At 72.1% G+C, this 17947-nt stretch carries 22 protein-coding genes and 1 tRNA gene; 15 read left to right on the forward strand and 8 right to left on the reverse strand.

All coding sequences use genetic code 11. The annotated features are described in order from the left end of the window. Nucleotides 1–398 precede the first annotated feature (398 nt). The 12 genes from rplU to ACFFF6_RS07440 all read left to right on the forward strand — a co-directional run bounded on the left by rplU (nt 399) and on the right by ACFFF6_RS07440 (nt 9833). Nucleotides 399–707: a 50S ribosomal protein L21 gene (rplU, locus tag ACFFF6_RS07385; RefSeq protein WP_376979856.1), complete on the forward strand. Its 309-nt coding sequence runs from the start codon at nt 399–401 to the stop codon at nt 705–707. Between the two features lie 43 nt (nt 708–750). Next, a complete protein-coding gene (gene rpmA, locus ACFFF6_RS07390; RefSeq protein ID WP_376979610.1) occupies nt 751–1005 on the forward strand; it encodes a 50S ribosomal protein L27 in 255 nt (84 codons plus the stop codon). A gap of 175 nt (nt 1006–1180) precedes the next feature. Next, the gene (gene obgE / locus ACFFF6_RS07395; protein ID WP_376979612.1) at nt 1181–2773 is read left to right on the forward strand and encodes a GTPase ObgE; all 1593 of its coding nucleotides are present in this window, start codon (nt 1181–1183) and stop codon (nt 2771–2773) included. 94 nt (nt 2774–2867) lie between these two features. Further along, a complete protein-coding gene (proB, locus tag ACFFF6_RS07400) occupies nt 2868–4019 on the forward strand; it encodes a glutamate 5-kinase (RefSeq protein ID WP_376979614.1) in 1152 nt (383 codons plus the stop codon). A 100-nt stretch (nt 4020–4119) separates the two neighbouring features. After that, nucleotides 4120–5439, forward strand: coding sequence for a glutamate-5-semialdehyde dehydrogenase (locus ACFFF6_RS07405; protein ID WP_376979616.1), 1320 nt, complete (start codon nt 4120–4122; stop codon nt 5437–5439). A gap of 123 nt (nt 5440–5562) precedes the next feature. Then, the gene (locus tag ACFFF6_RS07410) at nt 5563–5781 is read left to right on the forward strand and encodes a hypothetical protein (RefSeq protein WP_376979618.1); all 219 of its coding nucleotides are present in this window, start codon (nt 5563–5565) and stop codon (nt 5779–5781) included. A 35-nt stretch (nt 5782–5816) separates the two neighbouring features. Further along, the gene (nadD, locus tag ACFFF6_RS07415) at nt 5817–6404 is read left to right on the forward strand and encodes a nicotinate-nucleotide adenylyltransferase (protein ID WP_376979857.1); all 588 of its coding nucleotides are present in this window, start codon (nt 5817–5819) and stop codon (nt 6402–6404) included. After that, nucleotides 6388–7281 carry a hypothetical protein gene (locus ACFFF6_RS07420; RefSeq protein WP_376979620.1) on the forward strand — a complete coding sequence of 298 codons (894 nt, stop codon included), beginning with the start codon at nt 6388–6390 and terminating at the stop codon, nt 7279–7281. The genes nadD and ACFFF6_RS07420 overlap by 17 nt, the downstream gene beginning before the upstream one ends. Further along, nucleotides 7278–7667 carry a ribosome silencing factor gene (gene rsfS / locus ACFFF6_RS07425; protein ID WP_376979622.1) on the forward strand — a complete coding sequence of 130 codons (390 nt, stop codon included), beginning with the start codon at nt 7278–7280 and terminating at the stop codon, nt 7665–7667. The genes ACFFF6_RS07420 and rsfS overlap by 4 nt, the downstream gene beginning before the upstream one ends. A gap of 71 nt (nt 7668–7738) precedes the next feature. Next, nucleotides 7739–8365 (forward strand): histidine phosphatase family protein, encoded by a 627-nt coding sequence (locus ACFFF6_RS07430; protein WP_376979624.1) that lies wholly within the window; start codon nt 7739–7741, stop codon nt 8363–8365. A gap of 54 nt (nt 8366–8419) precedes the next feature. After that, nucleotides 8420–8492, forward strand: a tRNA-Ala gene (locus ACFFF6_RS07435). A gap of 237 nt (nt 8493–8729) precedes the next feature. Next, nucleotides 8730–9833, forward strand: a complete 1104-nt coding sequence (locus tag ACFFF6_RS07440; protein WP_376979626.1) for a PDDEXK nuclease domain-containing protein — start codon at nt 8730–8732, stop codon at nt 9831–9833. Between the two features lie 450 nt (nt 9834–10283). Here the strand turns inward: ACFFF6_RS07440 and ACFFF6_RS07445 are convergent, their stop codons facing one another. The 4 genes from ACFFF6_RS07445 to ACFFF6_RS07460 all read right to left on the reverse strand — a co-directional run bounded on the left by ACFFF6_RS07445 (nt 10284) and on the right by ACFFF6_RS07460 (nt 12769). Beyond that, a complete protein-coding gene (locus tag ACFFF6_RS07445; protein ID WP_376979628.1) occupies nt 10284–11120 on the reverse strand; it encodes an alpha/beta fold hydrolase in 837 nt (278 codons plus the stop codon). A 215-nt stretch (nt 11121–11335) separates the two neighbouring features. Then, complete coding sequence (locus tag ACFFF6_RS07450; protein ID WP_376979630.1) at nt 11336–11632, reverse strand: hypothetical protein; 297 nt, start codon at nt 11630–11632, stop codon at nt 11336–11338. Nucleotides 11633–11771: 139 nt separating this feature from the next. Next, nucleotides 11772–12524 carry a response regulator gene (locus ACFFF6_RS07455; RefSeq protein WP_376979632.1) on the reverse strand — a complete coding sequence of 251 codons (753 nt, stop codon included), beginning with the start codon at nt 12522–12524 and terminating at the stop codon, nt 11772–11774. Continuing rightward, nucleotides 12521–12769: an ATP-binding protein gene (locus ACFFF6_RS07460; RefSeq protein ID WP_376979634.1), complete on the reverse strand. Its 249-nt coding sequence runs from the start codon at nt 12767–12769 to the stop codon at nt 12521–12523. The genes ACFFF6_RS07455 and ACFFF6_RS07460 overlap by 4 nt, the downstream gene beginning before the upstream one ends. A gap of 48 nt (nt 12770–12817) precedes the next feature. Between ACFFF6_RS07460 and ACFFF6_RS07465 the strand changes: the two genes are divergently transcribed. After that, on the forward strand, nt 12818–13597 hold the full coding sequence (locus tag ACFFF6_RS07465) for an ABC transporter permease subunit (protein WP_376979636.1): 780 nt from the start codon (nt 12818–12820) through the stop codon (nt 13595–13597). A gap of 69 nt (nt 13598–13666) precedes the next feature. Here ACFFF6_RS07465 and ACFFF6_RS07470 read toward each other — a convergent pair whose 3' ends face one another. Together ACFFF6_RS07470 and ACFFF6_RS07475 are read right to left on the reverse strand one after the other, a co-directional pair. Further along, entirely contained in the window at nt 13667–14143 is a 477-nt protein-coding gene (locus ACFFF6_RS07470; protein WP_376979638.1) for an MFS transporter, read from the reverse strand. Next, a complete protein-coding gene (locus ACFFF6_RS07475; RefSeq protein WP_376979640.1) occupies nt 14050–14844 on the reverse strand; it encodes an MFS transporter in 795 nt (264 codons plus the stop codon). Before ACFFF6_RS07475 ends, ACFFF6_RS07470 begins: the two co-directional genes overlap by 94 nt. Before the next feature lie 55 nt (nt 14845–14899). On the opposite strand from ACFFF6_RS07475, the gene ACFFF6_RS07480 reads away from it, so the two are divergent. After that, entirely contained in the window at nt 14900–15265 is a 366-nt protein-coding gene (locus ACFFF6_RS07480; RefSeq protein ID WP_376979642.1) for a MerR family transcriptional regulator, read from the forward strand. Nucleotides 15266–15288: 23 nt separating this feature from the next. Here ACFFF6_RS07480 and ACFFF6_RS07485 read toward each other — a convergent pair whose 3' ends face one another. Next, nucleotides 15289–15762 carry a winged helix-turn-helix transcriptional regulator gene (locus ACFFF6_RS07485; protein WP_376979644.1) on the reverse strand — a complete coding sequence of 158 codons (474 nt, stop codon included), beginning with the start codon at nt 15760–15762 and terminating at the stop codon, nt 15289–15291. Between the two features lie 55 nt (nt 15763–15817). Here ACFFF6_RS07485 and ACFFF6_RS07490 point away from each other — a divergent pair, with 55 nt between their 5' ends. Further along, a complete protein-coding gene (locus tag ACFFF6_RS07490; protein ID WP_376979646.1) occupies nt 15818–17173 on the forward strand; it encodes an MFS transporter in 1356 nt (451 codons plus the stop codon). On the opposite strand, the gene map is transcribed toward ACFFF6_RS07490, so the two are convergent. Continuing rightward, nucleotides 17130–17903, reverse strand: coding sequence for a type I methionyl aminopeptidase (gene map / locus ACFFF6_RS07495; protein WP_376979648.1), 774 nt, complete (start codon nt 17901–17903; stop codon nt 17130–17132). The two genes, ACFFF6_RS07490 and map, sit on opposite strands and share 44 nt — an antisense overlap. Nucleotides 17904–17947: the final 44 nt, after the last annotated feature.

Here is a 17947-nt window from a genome sequence, read left to right on the forward strand (position 1 = left end):
GCCGTCCCTGCCGAGGACGCCGCCGCGCCGGAGCCGGCATCGGCCCCGCGCACCCGCAGCGCATCGCGCAGCCGTCGGCGCACGCGCGCCGTCGCCGACCCTGCCCCGGAGGCATCTGCCGCCGCGGACGAGGCGGCGGACCCCGCGTGATGCGTTCCACAGCCTGAGGACGCATCCGCGCAGGTCGCGGGCCGTTTGATGGTTGACCTGGAGGTGGGGGAACCGTAAGCTGTCCCCTGGCGCAATTCTGTGCCGCTGTCGTGTCCGGTGCCCCGGCTTCGCGCGACCGCACCTCCCGCCGCACCGGACCCCCGGTCGGCTCCGGTCGACGGTCGCTGGTCCGCGAGGCTGAGACGGGCAAGGACATATTCGCAAGGAACGATTTGGAGAGCATCGACGTGGCGTACGCAATCATCCGCGCAGGCGGTCGTCAGGAGAAGGTGTCGGTCGGCGACACCATCGTGATCAACCGCGTCGCCGGCGCGGCGGGCGACAGCGTGGAGTTCGCGCCCGTCCTGCTGGTCGACGGCGACAAGGTCACCTCCGCGAAGGCCGACCTCGAGAAGGTCACCGTGACCGGCGAGATCGTCGAGGACCTGCGCGGCCCCAAGATCCGCATCCTGAAGTACAAGAACAAGACCGGCTACAAGAAGCGCCAGGGCCACCGTCAGGAACTGACCCGGCTCACGATCACGGGCATCGCCTGAGCGATCCCCACCCGGCGAGAACCAGACGGAAGAAGGCTCAGACATGGCACATAAGAAGGGCGCAAGCTCCTCCAAGAACGGCCGCGACTCGAACGCCCAGCGCCTCGGCGTGAAGCGCTTCGGCGGCCAGCAGGTCGGCGCGGGCGAGATCATCCTCCGCCAGCGCGGCACGAGCATCCACCCCGGCGACGGCGTGGGCCGCGGCAACGACGACACCCTGTTCGCGCTCACCGCGGGCACGGTCGAGTTCGGCCGCAAGCGCGATCGCCGCGTCGTCAGCGTGGTCGCGAGCGCCTGATCCGGCGCAGCCCCGTACCATCGGGGCGACCAGCACGATCGCTCAAGGGGCGGAGCCGTTGGCTCCGCCCCTTGATCCGTCCGCACCCCTCGCGGCGGATCCCGCCCGCATCTCTCGCGGCGGATCCCGCCCGCACCCCGCACCGAAGCCCCGTCCCCTCCAGGAGGAGAGCCCCATGGTCACGTTCGTCGACCGCGTCGTGCTGCACGTGAAGGGCGGTGACGGCGGCCACGGCGCCGCTTCCATCCGGCGGGAGAAGTTCAAGCCGCTCGCCGGCCCCGACGGCGCCAACGGCGGCCGCGGCGGCAACGTGATCCTCGAGGTCTCCGGGTCCACGACGACGCTGCTGACCTACCACCACAAGCCCCATCAGAAGGCGTCCTCGGGCGACTTCGGCAAGGGCGACCTGCGCCATGGCGCCCACGGCGAGGACCTGATCCTGCCGGTCCCGGACGGCACCGTCGTCCAGACCGAGGACGGCCAGGTGCTCGCGGACCTCGTCGGCATCGGCTCCCGCTTCGTGGCCGCCCGCGGCGGACAGGGCGGCCTGGGCAACGCCGCGCTCGCCTCGACCAAGCGCAAGGCCCCCGGCTTCGCGCTCCTCGGCGAGCCGGGGGAGGAGCGCCGCCTGGTCCTCGAGCTGAAGTCCGTGGCCGACGTCGCTCTCGTGGGCTACCCGAGCGCCGGCAAGAGCTCCCTCATCGCGGCGATGAGCGCGGCCCGCCCCAAGATCGCCGACTACCCGTTCACCACGCTCGTGCCGAACCTCGGCGTCGTCGAGGCCGGCCAGTTCCGGTACACGATCGCCGATGTGCCCGGCCTCATCCCCGGCGCGAGCCAGGGCAAGGGGCTGGGCCTGGACTTCCTGCGCCACATCGAGCGCTGCCACGTGATCGTGCACGTGCTGGATGCCGCGGCCCTCGAGTCGGAGCGCGACCCGCTGGGGGATCTGCGGACGATCGAGGCGGAGCTCGCCGCCTACGCCGAGGGGCTCGACGCCGATGCGGGCGCCCGTGTGCCCCTGCTGGAGCGTCCCACCGTGATCGTCCTGAACAAGACCGATCTCCCCGACGGCGCCGACATGGCGGACCTCGTGCGGGAGTCGCTGGGCGAGCGCGGGCTGCCCGTCCTCGAGGTCAGCGCCGTCTCCCACAAGGGCCTGCGGGAGCTGTCCTTCGTGCTGGGGCGTCTCGTGGAGCAGGCCCGTGCGGCGCTGCCCGAGCCCGCCCGCGCTCCGATCGTGCTCACGCCTCCCTCGGTGGACGCCAAGGGCTTCCGGGTCGTCACCGAGCAGTACGACGGGGCGACCGCGTATCGCGTGATCGGCGACAAGCCCGAGCGCTGGGTCCGCCAGACGCACTTCGCCAACGACGAGGCCGTCGGCTATCTCGCCGACCGCCTGGCACGCCTGGGCGTGGAGGACGAGCTGTACAAGGCGGGCGCCGTCGCCGGCGACACCGTGCTCATCGGTCCCGGGGAGGATGCGGTCGTCTTCGACTGGGAACCCACGATGATCGGCGGCGCGGAGCTGCTGCTGGGACGGCGCGGCACCGACCGCCGCATGGAGGACCATCACCGGCCCACGCGCGAGGAGAAGCGCGAGGAGCAGAAGGCGCGCACCGCCGCCCGCATGGGACGGATCGCCGCGATGGAGGAGGAGCGCCGCTCCGGGCACTGGGCCGATCCCGCCTCTGAGGAGCCCGGTCCGGCGCCGGCCCGCCCGGCGGCCGATCCAGAGGATGAGACCGACCGGACCTCGGAGGTCTGAGGGCCCACGATGGACGGGGCCCGCCGATCGCGGGTCCGCGCTCGGAGGGACGGCTCCCTCCCTCGCCCTGCATCCGCGGAGAGGATCGCCCTGCATGACCGGTTCGGATTTCACCACTCGTCTGCCTGCTCGCCTGAGCGTGCGGAGCCAGATCACGAGCGCCCGCCGCATCGTGATCAAGGTGGGCTCCTCCTCGCTCACCACCCCGGACGGGCACCTGGACGACGAGCGGGTCCGATCCCTGGCCGATGACGTCATCACGCTCACCAAGCGCGGCTGCGACGTGGTGCTCGTCAGCTCCGGGGCGATCGCGGCGGCGCTCGGCGTGCTGGGGCTGCCTGGTAGGCCCTCCGACATCGCCGTGCAGCAGGCGGCCGCGAGCGTCGGCCAGGCCATCCTCGCGCGCGCCTGGTCCCGCGCCTTCGAGCGGCACGACCGGATCACCGGGCAGGTGCTGCTCACCGAATCGGACGTGATCCGCTCCGAGACGTACCGCAACGTGCGCTCGAACCTCGAGGCTCTCCTCGAGCTGGGCGTCATCCCCGTGGTCAACGAGAACGACGCGACCGCCACGCACGAGATCCGCTTCGGCGACAACGACCGCCTCGCCTCGCTCGTGTCCCAGCTGATCGGCGCGGACCTGCTGGTGCTGCTGACCGATGTGGACGCCCTGTACACGGCGCCGCCGAAGGAACCGGGGGCCCGGCGCATCGAGCTGGTGGAGGACGCCTCGCAGCTCGAGGGGGTCTCCGTGGGCTCGGTCGGCTCCACCGTCGGGACGGGCGGCATGGTCACGAAGCTCGCCGCGGCCCAGCATGCCGCCTCGACCGGGACCGCGACGCTGCTGACCTCCGCCGCGAACGCCCGTGCGGTCCTCGAGGGCGCCGAGGTGGGCACCTTCTTCCCCGCCAAGAGCGGCCGTCGCCGCTCCCGTCTGGTGTGGCTGCGCTTCGCGACCCGCGGTGCCGGGACGATCCGGGTGGACGCCGGGGCCGTGGACGCGTTGCGCACGCGGCGGCGATCCCTGCTCGCCGTCGGGATCACCGGGGTGGAGGGGGCGTTCCCGGCGGGTGTCCCCGTGGACGTCGCCGGTCCCGACGGCACGGTGATCGTGCGCGGGCTGGTGGCCTTCTCGAGCGAGGAGATCACCCCGATGATGGGGCTGACCACGGGTTCGGTGCGCCGCACCCTGGGGGAGCGGTACGCGCGCCCCGTCGTCCACCGCGACGACCTCGTGGTCCTCTGAGGCTCGGAGGCTCTGCGCCGACCATCGCGCCGCGCCGATCGTCCGACCGGTGCGCGAGATGCCGATGCCGCCCGCCCTCATCCGCTCCTACGCTGGGGGGATGAGCATCAAGGTGACCGGAACCCCGCAGACCCACGGCACCTCCTCGCCGGTGGAGGAGGCGGTGCTGGCCGCGGCGGCCGCCGCGAAGGCCGCCCAGCCGGCCCTGGCCCGGCTGACCCGGGACCGGAAGGACGCTGTGCTCTTGGCGATGGCCGATGCCCTGGTGGCCCGCGCCGAGGAGATCGTCGCGGCCAACGCCCTCGACCTCGCGGCCGCCGATGACGCCGGGATGGAGGCCGGGCTGCGGGACCGCCTGCTGCTGGACCCCGCGCGCGTCGCGGCCATCGCCCAGCAGCTGCGGGACACTGCTGCCCTCCCCGACCCCGTGGGCGAGGTCGAGCGCGGCTCCCTGCTGCGCAACGGCCTCGAGCTGCGCCAGGTGCGGGTGCCGATCGGAGTGGTCGGCATGGTCTACGAGGCGCGCCCCAACGTCACGGTCGACGCCGCCGGTCTCGCCCTGAAGTCCGGCAGCGCCGTGGTGCTGCGCGGCGGCTCGGCCGCTCTCCACTCCAATACGGCGCTGATCGCCGTGCTGCGTGACGTGCTGCAGGCCCAGGACCTGCCCGCGGACCTCGTGGTCGGGATCGACCAGCACGGGCGCGAGGGCGTGGGGGTGCTGATGACGGCCCGGGGCCTGGTCGACGTGCTCATCCCGCGCGGCGGCGCCGGGCTGATCGCCCGCGTCGTGGAGGGCTCCACCGTCCCGGTGATCGAGACGGGCACCGGGAACACGCACGTCTTCGTCGATGCGAGCGCGGACCTCGAGCAGGCCGTGGAGATCATCGAGAACGCGAAGACCCAGCGCATCGGCGTCTGCAACGCCCTGGAGACCCTGCTGGTGCACCGGGGCATCGCCGAGCGCGCGCTGCCCGTGATCGCCGCGCGCCTGGCTGCGGACGGGGTCGCCCTGCATGCCGATGAGGCGAGCCGTGGGATCCTCGAGGCCTCCGGCACGATCGCCCGGGTGTCCCCGGCGACGCCGGCGGACTGGGAGACGGAGTACCTGTCCCTGGACCTCGCGGTGAAGGTCGTCGAGGATCTCGACGAGGCGCTCGCGCACATCCGCACCTACTCCACCGGGCACACCGAGTCGATCCTGACCCGCGACCTCGAGAGCCAGCGTCGCTTCCTGGCCGAGGTGGACTCCGCAGTGGTGATGGCCAACGCCTCGACGCGCTTCAGCGACGGCGGCGAGTTCGGCTTCGGCGCGGAGATCGGCATCTCGACGCAGAAGCTCCACGCCCGCGGCCCGATGGGCCTGCCGGAGCTGACGACCACGAAGTGGATCGTGGTGGGGCAGGGGCACGTGCGGCCCTGAGCGTCCGCTCCGCCGCTCCCGCGTGACCTGCGCCGCCTCCCGGGCGACGCGCACGCTATCGTCCTGGTCCATCCACGAGGCTGTGGGATGATGGAGCAGACCACCATCGAAAGGCCCCATGCAATGATCGATCAGCTCCTGATCCTCGCCGAGAACGGCTCGCACGCCTCGGAGGCCCTGCCGCCGTACATCGTCGGGGGCGGCATGTTCATCATCCTCATGTGCCTGCTCGGCATCACCTTCCTGTTCAGCGGCCTGAACCAGCCCTCGGCGCGCGGGAAGGGCCCTGCGGCGCCGGCGCAGCGGAGCGGCGACGCCGCGCACACGTCCCCCAAGCACTGACCTCGATGGAAGCGCGGCGCCGCCGGATCGGGGTGATGGGAGGGACCTTCGATCCCATCCATCACGGCCATCTGGTCGCCGCGAGCGAGGTCCAGAGCGTGTTCGGACTGGACGAGGTCGTCTTCGTCCCGACCGGTCGGCCCTGGCAGAAGGCCGCCCGCCGGATCTCCGACCCGGAGCACCGCTACCTCATGACGGTCGTCGCGACGGCCGCGAACCCGGTGTTCACGGTCTCGCGCGCGGACGTGGACCGTCCCGGCGCGACCTACACGATCGACACGCTGCGGGAGCTCTCCGCGCAGCATCCGGACGCGGACCTGTTCTTCATCACGGGGGCCGATGCCCTGCAGTCGATCCTCACGTGGAAGGACAACCAGGAGATCTTCGAGCTCGCGCATTTCGTGGGCGTCACGCGCCCCGGGCACGAGCTCGAGACCGAGGGCCTGCCGGCCGGGAAGGTGACGCTGATCGAGGTCCCGGCCATGGCGATCAGCTCCACCGACTGCCGGCGGCGCGTCGCCGGCGGCGCGCCGGTGTGGTACCTGGTGCCCGACGGCGTGGTCCAATACATCAACAAGTACGCCCTCTACACAGGAGGTGACGGCGTTGACCGAGAGCAGTGATGCGCCCACGTCGCGCCCGCACGGCCGGCGTGCCCGCCGGCTGACCCCCGAGGAGGCGGCCGAGCTCGAGGCGCGCGCCGCGCAGGAGGCCGTCGACCAGACCGGCCCCATCCCGCCGCTGCGCGGGGCCGTCGCGGCCCCGCCCGCCGACGCCCCGGTCCCGAAGCTGCGCAAGTTCGGCCGGCGCGCCCGCGTGGTCGAGCTCGCCGACGCCCCCGACGAGGTCGAGGTGACCGGCGAGAGCGCGGCGGTCGAGGACCATGACGATCTCCAGCTGTCCGGCGGCTCCTCCGCGGGCTCCTGGAGCGCCGGAGACGAGGACACCGTCTCCGTCCCCGTCATCACCGATGCGATGGCGGCCCCCGTGTCGGCGCAGGAGCTCGCCTCCTCGCCCGGCAGCGCGGAGCCCGCGACCGATGTGCTCACCGTCATCCCCGACGACCTCGCCCCCCGGGCGACGGAGTCCCCGGTGGTCGCCGGCTCCGTGCATTCCACGACCGGTCAGCCGATCGCCCCTGCTGCTGGGGCGGCGACAGGCGCCGCCCCGGTGGCGACGCTCCAGCGCACCCCGGCCCGCGACAGCGACGGGGTCGAGCTCGGGGAGCTCGGCGCGGCCGAGGCCCCGGACCCGCGCCCGGCCCCGCGCTTCGACGGCAAGGTGCTGCACCGCCCCGAGCGCACCGCCTCGCACCGGATCCTGTGGCTGGTCTGGATCCTCATCGCCCTTGCCATCGTCGCCCTCGTGATCCTCCTGGTCACCGGCGTGATCGGCTCCGGCCTCGGCGGAAGCGCCGATGCCGCCCCGCACCATGCCGCCCCGGCGCTCCTCGCCGGTCTCGGCCTCGACACTGCACCCTGGAGGGGTATCTCCGCGTGAGCGCTTACGAGGAATCGATCGATCTGGCCCGCGTCGCCGCACAGGCGGCCGCCGACAAGCTCGCCCAGGAGGTGATCGGGCTCGACGTCTCCGAGCAGCTCGCGATCACCGACATCTTCCTGGTCGCCTCCGGCACCTCGGAGCGCCAGGTCTCCGCGATCGTGGACGGGGTCGAGGAGGAGCTGCTCAAGCAGCGCCGGCGCAAGCCGATCCGCCGCGAGGGCGAGCGCGACGCGCGATGGGTGCTGCTGGACTACGGCGACATCGTGGTGCACGTCCAGCACGCCGAGGATCGCGCCTTCTACGCGCTGGAGCGTCTGTGGCGCGACGCGCCGGTCGTGGACCTGCAGATCGACGCCCCGGCATCGGACGACGACGCCTCGTGACCATCGCCCCCGGAACGGGCGCTCCCGCAGCAGCGGGGGCGCCCGTTGCCGCATCGGAGGAAGGACGGTCCGTGGAGACCACCCGCATCATCCTCGCCCGGCACGGGCAGACCGACTACAACAAGGCGCTGCGCCTGCAGGGGCAGATCGACATCCCGCTGAACCCGGCGGGGGAGCGGCAGGCGCAGGTGCTGGGCCGCACCCTCGAGGAGCTCGCCCCCGACCTGATCATCGCCTCCCCGCTGACCCGGGCGCTCGCGACCGCGCACGCGGTGGCCGACCGGCTGGGCGAGGACGTGCGCACGGATCCGGCGCTGATCGAGCGCGGCTTCGGGGACTGGGAGGGCCTGACCCGCGAGGAGATCCGGGCGGGCTGGCCGGAGCTGCACGCCGAATGGATCGCCCACCGTCCCGTCCTCGGGGCGGGCGTCGAATCCCGCACCGCGGTGGCCGAGCGCGTCGGCGGGTTCTGCCGCGACCTCGCCGTGCAGAATCCCGGAGCGACCGTGCTCGTGGTCGCGCACGGCGCCGCGATCACCCTGGGGATCACCGGGCTGCTCGAGCTGGACCCGGAGAGCTTCCGCGGCATCGGCGGTCTCGAGAACTGCCACCGGAGCACGATCGCCGTGCCCGTGGAGGCGGGGCGGACCGGTCCGGTGAGGTTGCTGTCACACAACATCGGCCCGGATTTCGCCTGAGGCCAGGGACGTTGTAGCCTTGACGAGTCGCCGCAGAGCGGGGACGCCCACTACGGGGCTATGGCGCAGTTGGTAGCGCGCTTCCATGGCATGGAAGAGGTCAGGGGTTCGAATCCCCTTAGCTCCACAGGACGATGAGAACCCTGTCCCGCGTGATCGCGGGGCAGGGTTCTCTCGTGTGGCGAGGTGGCGGTACTGGTGAAGGCCGCGCCCATGTGCCTGGCGAACGCCCCGGCGGCCCGAGGCTAGGACAGCTGATCCCGGCTGCAGAACACGTGCGGTGACGGTGCTGGTCGTCTCCACAGCAGGCGCACGATCCCCTGCCGCGCCTCGGAATGTCGGAGCGGGGTGCGACACTCCGGAGATGGACGAGCACAACCCCGCACAGCGCAGCGATCCCGAGCGCCGCCACCCCCTCGAAACGCAGGTCACGGGGGAGGTCGAGCTGGTCGAACGGGTGTCGGCCCTCATCGAGCAGGCCCGCGAGTCGATCGCCTCGTACGCCAACGCGACCTTGACGATGACGTACTGGCGGGTCGGCGCGATCATCGACATCGAGGTGCTGGGGAGCCGACGGGCCGACTACGGAGAGCAGATTGTCGCGTCGCTGGCGCGACAGTTGACCGAGCACTTCGGGCGGGGATTCGAGGAGAAGAACCTGCGTCGCATGATCAAGTTCGCCCAGCAGTTTCCTGACTCAGAGATTGTCGCGTCGCTGGCGCGACAATTGAGCTGGACCCACTTCGTGACGCTCATGCCGCTGAAGTCGGAGGCAGCGCGGACGTTCTACGCAGAGCATGTGGCCGCTGGTCGGCTCACGGTGAGGGAGCTTCGACGGGCGATCCAGCGCAAGGCCTACGAGCGCCGGGAGATCGCCGACTCGCAGATCGGGCCGGGGTCGACGGTTCCGGCCGACACATTCAGCGACCCCTACCTCCTCGACTTCCTCGGCCTGCACGACGGCTACGCCGAAGCAGACCTGGAGGCGGCCATCCTGCGGGACCTGGAGTCGTTCCTGTTGGAGGTGGGAGGCGGCCTCACCTTCGTCGAGCGTCAGAAGCGCATGGTCATCGACGACAAGGACTTCCACCTCGACCTGCTGCTCTACCACCGGACGCTGCGCCGCCTGGTCGCGGTCGAGCTGAAGATCGGCGAGTTCGACGCCCGGCACGAAGGCCAGATGAAGCTCTACCTCAAGTGGCTGGACCGCTACGAGCGACACGACGGCGAGGAGGCGCCGATCGGACTCATCCTGTGCACCGAGGCCAGCCGTGAACAGGTCGAGCTGCTCGAGATGCACAAGGACGGGATCGTCGTCGCGGAGTACTGGACGGCTCTGCCGCCCAAGCACGAACTCGAGCAGCGTCTGCGAGGGATGCTCCGCAGCGCCCGCGAACGCCTCGCACGGCGGCGCCTGCTTCCGACCGGCGACGGCCGGGATGGGGAGGCACCGCCCCACGGCTCCTGACCTGCCCACGAGCCGGTCTGCACGGCTGAGGCCGACCGCCTGGGACTGGCGGAGGCCGTGAGCATCGCCGTCGTGCGCTACCGCGCCGAACGCGGCCTGACCTAGACCGCCCTTGCTGCTGAGTCCGACTGGGTGCAGCCCCCTCGTGCCGGTGCCCCGGTGGCACGGCGCATTCACGCGCCGGCGTCGACCTCCCAGGCGTAGAGGATGTCGGAGTATCCGGTGTAGTTGAGGCAGTAGGTGCCGTCCTCGGACGGATTCTCGAGCGGGAGCACGAGCGTGAAGCCGGAGACGGAGTCTCAGGGGTCGAGGGTGATGTCGTCGCGCTCGACGAGCCATTCGCCCTCGTGGGCGGTCGAGCCGCCGCCGTCGGCGACCGGCTCACTATGACAGCGAACGTCGCACCGATCGCCGAGGGCGGCCGATTCGACCTCGGCGGATCCTGGGACGCTACGCAGGAGCAAACGGCAGGTGGGATCCAGCCGTCGCCGACCGCACCGGGGCCACGGTCTCGGACCAGGCACGAAGCATCTCCCCGACGATGCCGGGCTGATCGAGATGGACGTTGTGCCCGGCGCCATCGAGCACGGCGTAGGTCGATCGGAGGAACTCTTGGGACAGCGCCCACTGGTCCTCATACCCGACGACGGCATCCTGTCTGCCCGCCACGATCAGCACAGGACGGTCGAACTCGCCCCAGGAGTCCGTGAACGACGGCAGCTCGTAGAACTCGCCGATCCGACGCATCGCGTCCTCATCGGCCGCGCGGATGCCGGGCAGAGCCGCCGCCCGGAACCGCTCCCAGGTGTCGCGCGTCTGCACGACGGACAGGGCGCGGTAGTCGTCGGCATCCTGGGCGTCTAGCGATGCCAGCAGCTCCGGGTCCGAGAGGACGACCTCCGGCGCGGGAAGCGTCCGGCGCTCGCGCGCCGGATCCACGACGGGCGCGAGCAGGGCCATCCCCCGGCACTGCTCCGGGCGGCGCGAGACGAGATCTCTGGCCAGCAGCCCGCCCATCGAGTTCCCGACGACCGCGAAGGATGCGTCCCCGAGGAGCCGGTCGAGAGCGCGGTCGAGCCAATCGGCCAGCTCCGGCAGACCTCCCCGGCCGTCGAGCGCGGGCGTGCCGCCGAAGCCCGCGAGGTCGATGTAGATCCGTTCCCACGCCGACTCCTGGAAGACAGGGTCGAGAGCGAGGAGCAGGCGGTGGTCGACGCCGTTGCCGTGGACGAACAGGAGCGGGAGTCCCTCACCGCGACGGACGACATGCGGAATCGGGTCTGTCATGTCTGACCTTTCGGAGGGAGCGGCCTGGCGCGGGACGGCTGTGCGCTCCTGGCGTGCGCGGGCCCGGCTGTCCTCCGGCGCCGCCGTCACCGCAGCGCGCGCCGATCGCGGTCGCCCGTCCCGAGGAGCCACGGTATCGCAGGCGGGCCCTGGGGTGTGCAGTCAGGGGAGGACGCGACCACCGTTCCACGGACGGGGACGCGAGGGTCTGGTCGTCACGGGGCCCGGCTGCCGGACGGCGCGGTCACCTCGGTGGGCCGGGTGGCGAGGCGAACGATGCCGATGATCGCCAGGACGATGCCGCCCAGCGAGACCACCAGCCCTCCTGCCGTCCACCACCAGAGGGGACCGAGGAAGGACCCGACTTCGAAGGGTGGGGCGGCGATGACGTCGGTGCCCGTGTCGCAGGAGAGCGTGTACGTGCCGGTCTCGGGCGCGGTGACGCGCCCGAAGGATTCGTATCGGGTGCCGCGCGCATGCGTGTTCAGGGTGCTCGCCGGCTCGGAGGACACCGCCGCTGCGGGGGCGCCGGCCGTCTCCGCCGTGCAGGCCCGGGCATCGGCCGAATCGAGCTCGTGGACCGGGGCGAGCAGGAGGACGGACTCGCCCGCGTCGAGCTCGACGGCCGCGGCGGGCGCGAGCCGGACCGTGTCATCGGCGTAGCCGAGTGCCGACGGGATGAGGGCGAAGCTGCCGATGAGGATGCCGAGCGTGGGGCCGCTGACGGTGAGCAGGCCGCCGACGACGAGAGCGATGATCGCGCCGACGCGCGAGCGGGCCCGGGGTGAAGGGGGTTGTGCGGTCGCGGACGCCGAGCTTGGCGATGACATGGGAGACATGGGTCTTCACGGTGCCGATCTCGACGAACAGGTCGGCGGCGATCTCGGAGTTGTTCCGGCCCGCGGCGATGCCCGCGAGCACGTCGCGTTCGCGGCCGGTCAGGCTCGGCATCGGCCCGCTGGGGGAGGGGACGGGCCTGCGGCGGGCGAACTCGCCGATCACCCGCCGGGTCACGGCCGGGGAGACGAGGCCGTCACCGGCGGCCGCCGCGCGGATCGCCGTGATGAGCTCATCGGGCGCCGTGTCCTTGAGCAGGAATCCGGCCGCGCCGTTCTCGAGGGCGCCGAAGACGTACTCGTCCAGGTCGAAGGTGGTGATCACCACGACGGGGACGGGGTGCGCGGCCGCGGGCCCGGCCAGCTCGGCCGTGGCGGTGAGGCCGTCCCCGCCGGGCATCCGTACATCCATGAGCACCACGTCCGGCCGGGACCGGCGCGCCTGGGCGACGGCGTCGCGGCCATCGGCGGCCTCGGCGACGACGCGGATGTCGCCGTGCTGCTCGATCAGGGCGGCGAGCGAGCGGCGGACGATGGGCTGGTCATCGGCGATGAGGACGCGGATCATCGTGCCTCCTGCATGCGCGGGGCCTCGGCGGCGAGCGCCGCGCCCGGTGGCAGGGACAGGCGAGCGACCCAGTCGCCGTCCGCGTCCCGGCCCGCATCGAAGCTGCCGCCGAAAAGCCCAGCCCGCTCGGCCGCGCCGATGAGCCCGTAGCCCGTGCTCGAGGCAGGGCGCGAGCGGCGCGGCGCCGTCCGGTTCACGACCTGCAGCCGCACACCGAACGCCCCGGATCCGAGCGAGACCGTCACCGGCATGCCGGGGAGGGCCGGGCGGCGTTCAGCACGGTCTCCGCGAGTATGCTCAGCACCGTCGACGCGCTCGTGGCTCTGAACCAGGTGATCCCGAACGCCACCGATGCCGACCAGTTCGGCGACGACCAGCTCACGGCGCTCAGCCTGGCGTCACCGGGCACCCAGCAGACCGTCGTCGACCTCCTCGGCAACAGCGGAGGCGGCATGAGCGTCCCGGCGATCACCGCCCTGCTGCTGGGCGCCCTCACGATCACCACCGAGTACCGGCGCGGATCGCTCACCACCACGGCACTCGCCGAACCCCGCCGGATCCGTCTGCTCGGCGCGAAGCTGGCCGCGCTCGCGCTCACGGTGCTCATCGCATCGGCCGGGCTGGCCCTCGCGCGGGCGCTGATGCTCGGCATCGGCCTGGGGATCCAGGGCGAGGCGCTCCTGCTCGACCCGGCCCGGGTCGCCGCCTCCTGGGCCCTCGGCGCGCTCGCGCTGATCCTCTACGCGGGCGTCGGCTTCGCGGTCGGGATCCTGGTGCGCAGCCCCATCACCGCGATCCTGACCCTCGGCGCCGCCATCGTCGTCGAGAGCCTGATCCGCCCCTTCGCGATGCTGATCCTCGGGGCCCCGAACCCGGTCCAGTACCTGCCGTTCGGGCTCGTCCCCGATCTCAGCGGCACCAACCCGCTGGCGGCGCTGACCGGATCGGATGCCCCGCTGATGACGGTCCTGCCCACCGGCACGGCGCTCTTCACGCTGCTCTGCTGGACGCTGCTCGTGGTCACCGCCGCATCCCTGCGCTTCCGACGAGCTGACACCCCCGCCCTCATGTGAGCCCGCGGCTGCCGCTTCCATGGTGCGGCGGCGTCGGCGGCGTCTGCAGTCTTCGATGCAGCACTGAGGTCAGAGCGCCGAGGGATCCGTGCCGTCCTCACCGCTCAGAACGGTGCGGGTGCGTGCGCGCAGGAGGATCGAGACCGCGACCGCGAGGGCGAGCGCCCCGATGCCGAGGACGGGAAGGCGGGCGGGGGCGAGCCCGGCGGCGAGGGCGCTGCCGCCGAGCCATCCGGCGGCGGCGATGCCGATGTTGAACGCGGAGCTGCCCACCGCGAGCGCGAGGTCAGGGGCGAGGCCGGCGGCGCTCACCGCGATCCAGGTGTTCAGCGGAGGGAACGTGGCGAAGTACGTGACTCCGACCAGGGCGAGTCCCGCGAGGGCGCCGACCGGGCTGCCGGCGAGGAGGGCGGCGGCGCAGAGCGCGATCCCGGTTCCCAGGAGCGAGATCGTCAGGGCCCGGGGGAGACCGCGATCGGCGAGCCGTCCGCCGAGGACGTTCCCGGTGAGACAGGCGGCACCGTGGACGAGCAGCAGGGGCGCCACGGCGCCATCGCCCCGAGGCCCGCCATCGCGGTCATGGCGACGCCTCCGAGCACCGTGCCCCGGGCGAGCACGCGCAGGGATCGCCAGCCGCTCTCGCCGCGAGGACCGGGATCCTCGGGGAACACCGCCAGCACGATCACGAGCGCGAGGCCGATGAGCACGGCGATGAGCGCGAACGCCCATCTCCACCCGAGGAGCTCGGCGAGGGCGTTGCCGACGGGAACGCCGATGACGGTGGCGACGCCGAGCCCGAGCGTGATGCGGCCGACCGTCCGGCCCTGCTCGCCCTCGCGGGCCAGGCCCAGCGCGGTCAGCAGGAACGCCACCAGCACGGAGGTGTGCACCGCTCCCGTGAGGATCCTGGCCGCCATCAGCACCGCGAAGCTCGGGGCGAGCATGGCCAGCACGGTCCCCGCCGCGTAGACGAGGAGAGCCGCGATCGTGAGGCGGCGCAGCGGCACCGCCGCGGTCAGCAGGGCGAGCGCCGGACCGGCGATCACCGCGGCGCCCGCATATGCCGTCACCAGCAGGCCGACATCGGAGACGGGAGCCGTCAGCCCTTCCGCCAGGCGGGGCAGGATGCCGGCGACCACGTTCTCCGAGGTGCCCAGCGTGAACGCGCCGAGCACGAAGCCGGAGGAGAGCAGATGCGGCACACCGGCCGGACGGGAGGGCGAGGAGGGGGAGACAGCAGCAGGCATGCGCCCGACGCTAGACTCTGACATCCACGTGAGGGTCAAGGCGGGAGGCGTCAGCATGAGGATCGGGGAGCTGTCGAGGCGCACCGGGGTGAGCATCCGGTCGCTGCGCTACTACGAGGAGCAGGGTCTGCTGCAGCCGGAGCGGCTGCCCAGCGGCTACCGCGTCTACGAGGAGGCCGACGGGCTCCGGGTGCGGCGCATCCAGGCGCTGCTGGCCGCCGGGCTCGGCACCCGCATGATCGGGCACATCCTGCCCTGCCTCGCCCAGCACGAGGACGGCATCGCCCTGTCCTGCGGCGATCTGTACGACGAGCTCCTGGCCGAGCGTGACGAGCTGCTCGAGCACATCGGCCGGCTCCGTGCCTCCGTCGACGCCCTGGAGGTCGTCCTCACCGCCAGCCCGCGGCCCATCGCGGGGTGAGGCCGGCGGGCGACGGCCCCGGGCTAGCGGGCGGCGTCCCCGTCGTTCAGCTCGATGTGGATATCGCGGGGTTCGACCGGTTGTCCGCCTGCGGTCTGGAGGACGATCTGGAGAGGCTCTCCGCCGGGCCCGGTCAGCTGCAGCCCGGTGCCGACGCCGGCGAGGTGCCGCTGTCCCCACAGGAACAGGCCGAGGACCACCGGGAGCAGCTCCTCGCCCTGCGCTGTCAGCTCGTACTCGTCCCTCCTGCGGGAGCCGGGCTCCTGGTACGGCACCTTTCGGAGGGCGCCCACGTCGACCAGCTCCTGGAGGCGCTTCGCGACCGTGGCCTCCGAGATGCCGGTGTGCTCCACGAAGGCGTCGAAGCGGCGATCGCCGTAGAAGGCCTGCCGCAGCAGCAGGATCGAGGCCCGAGAGCCCAGAGCCTCGATCGTGCAGTCGACCGGGCATCCGGGCCCGGGTGCGATGAGCAGGTCGGGGTCGACGTGGAGAGGCATGACCCCACCCTACCTGACTTGATGGATCTGCAGTCAGCCCGTACGGTCTGGCTTCATGAAAATAAAGTCATCGGGACTCGCGCCGTGGTCGACCCTGTTGGTGGCCGGGTCCGCCCAGTTCCTCGTGCTCCTGGAGTCCACGATCATCACCGTCGCCATCCCTCCCCTCGGCGCCGCCCTGGGAGACGGCGGCTGGCTCGCATGGGTGCTCAGCGGCTACCTGCTGGCGTTCGGAGCGCTGCTGCTGCCCGGCGGGGTCTGGGCCGACCGCACCGGGCGTCGGCGTGTCTTCCTCGCCGGCCTGGGCGCCTTCGCGATCACCAGCGCGCTGTGCGCGATCGCCCCGACCATCGAGGCCCTGGTCGCGGCACGCGTGCTGCAGGGCGCCTCCGCGGGAGTGCTCGCGGCGAGCGCCCTCGGGATCGTGCTCACCCGCTACACGGAGCCTCGTGAGCGGGCGGTCGCGCTCACGGTGTGGAGCGCCCTCGGGGTGATCGGCGCCGTCGTGGGCAGCCTGATCGCCGGTCCGCTCATCCTCTTCTCGGGCTGGCCGGGCGTGTTCTGGATCAATGTGGTCGCGGCTGCGGGCCTCGTGCCGCTCGCTCTGCGGGTGATCCCCTCCTCCGTGGCTGCGACCGGGACGCTGCGGGTATGGCCCGCGCTCGTCGCCTCGGCGGGAACCGCGGCGATCCTCGCCGGGCTCAGCATCACCGGGCGAGCCGGGTCAGGGGGCATCGCCCTCGCTGTGGTGGGTGCTGTGCTCGTGGTCGGCGTCGTGCTGATGCAGAGCCGGGCGGCATCGCCGATCCTGCCGGTGCGCCTGTTCCGTCTGCCGAGCTACCGGATCGCGGCGAGCGGTCTGTTCCTCGGCAACGGGCTGATGATCGCCACCATGTTCGCCTCCTCCCGGCATCTCCAGGATCACCATGCGCTGTCCGCGGCGACGGCCTCGCTCGCGGTGCTGCCGATGGCGCTCGCCGCCCTGGTCATCGCGTTCCTCGCGGATCCGCTCATCTCCCGGCTCACCGAGGCGGTCGTCCTCCGTGCGGCGGCTCTGAGCCTGGTCGCCGGCGCCGGACTGCTCTGGGCGGTGAGCCTGGTCGATGCCCCCTGGGGCTGGCTGATCCCCGGAGGCGTGCTCATCGGGGCCGGCCTCCCCGCGAGCTTCGTCATCCTCAACCGCCGGGCGTTCGCCCAGGTCGATCCCGTCGAGGCCGGTGCCGCATCGGGGTTCACGACCATGCTCACCACGATCGGCGGAGCCGTCTGTGTCGCGGTCGCCGCGCTCGCCGCAGGCCTGGGCGGACAGGCAGGCGCCTATGGGGTGCTCCTCGTCTCGAGCCTCGTCATCGCCGCGCTCTCGGCGGTCAGGGGTTCGGCAGGGTCAGGATCTCGGCGCCGTCCTCGGTGATCAGGATCGTCTGCTCGCTGTGGGCTGCACGGGCACCGGTCGCGCTGCGCAGGGTCCAGCCGTCCGGGTCCGTGACGAGCTGGTCGGTATCGGCCATCACCCATGGCTCGAGGGCGAGCATCATTCCCGGGCGGAGCCGGTAGCCGCGGCCGGGACGACCGGTGTTCGCGATGTGCGGGTCCTGGTGCATCGACGACCCTATCCCGTGACCGCCGAACTCGAGGTTGATGGGGTATCCCGCCCCGGCGAGGACTGTGCCGATCGCATGCGAGAGATCCCCGACCCGCGCTCCTGGACCGGCGGTGGCGATACCGGCCGCCAGCGCCTGCTCGGTCGTCGCGATCATCCGCTCATCCTGGGCGTCGCGGGCTTCGCCGACGATGAGGCTGATCGCGGCATCGGCAGCGACACCCCGCAGCGACACGGCGAGGTCGAGGGTGAGGAGGTCGCCGCTGCTGAGGCGGAGATCGTGAGGCTTCCCGTGCAGCACGGCATCGTTGACCGCGGTGCAGATCCAGTGTCCGAACGGGCCGCGTCCGAACGCCGGCGCGTAGTCGACGTAGCAGGACTGCGCCCCCGCATCCTCGATCATCCGCCTCGCCCACGCGTCGATCTCGAGCAGGTTCGTCCCGACCTGGGTGCGCCGCGCGAGGGTGCGGAGGATGGTCCCGACGAGGCGGCCGGCATCACGGGCGCGTTCGATGCGGGCAGGGCTGAGAATCTCGATCATGCGGATAACAATACCGGCCAAGAAGTACCGGTACTAGAGTCGAG

It is taken from the genome of Brachybacterium hainanense (assembly GCF_042434575.1).
Classification (GTDB): domain Bacteria; phylum Actinomycetota; class Actinomycetes; order Actinomycetales; family Dermabacteraceae; genus Brachybacterium; species Brachybacterium hainanense.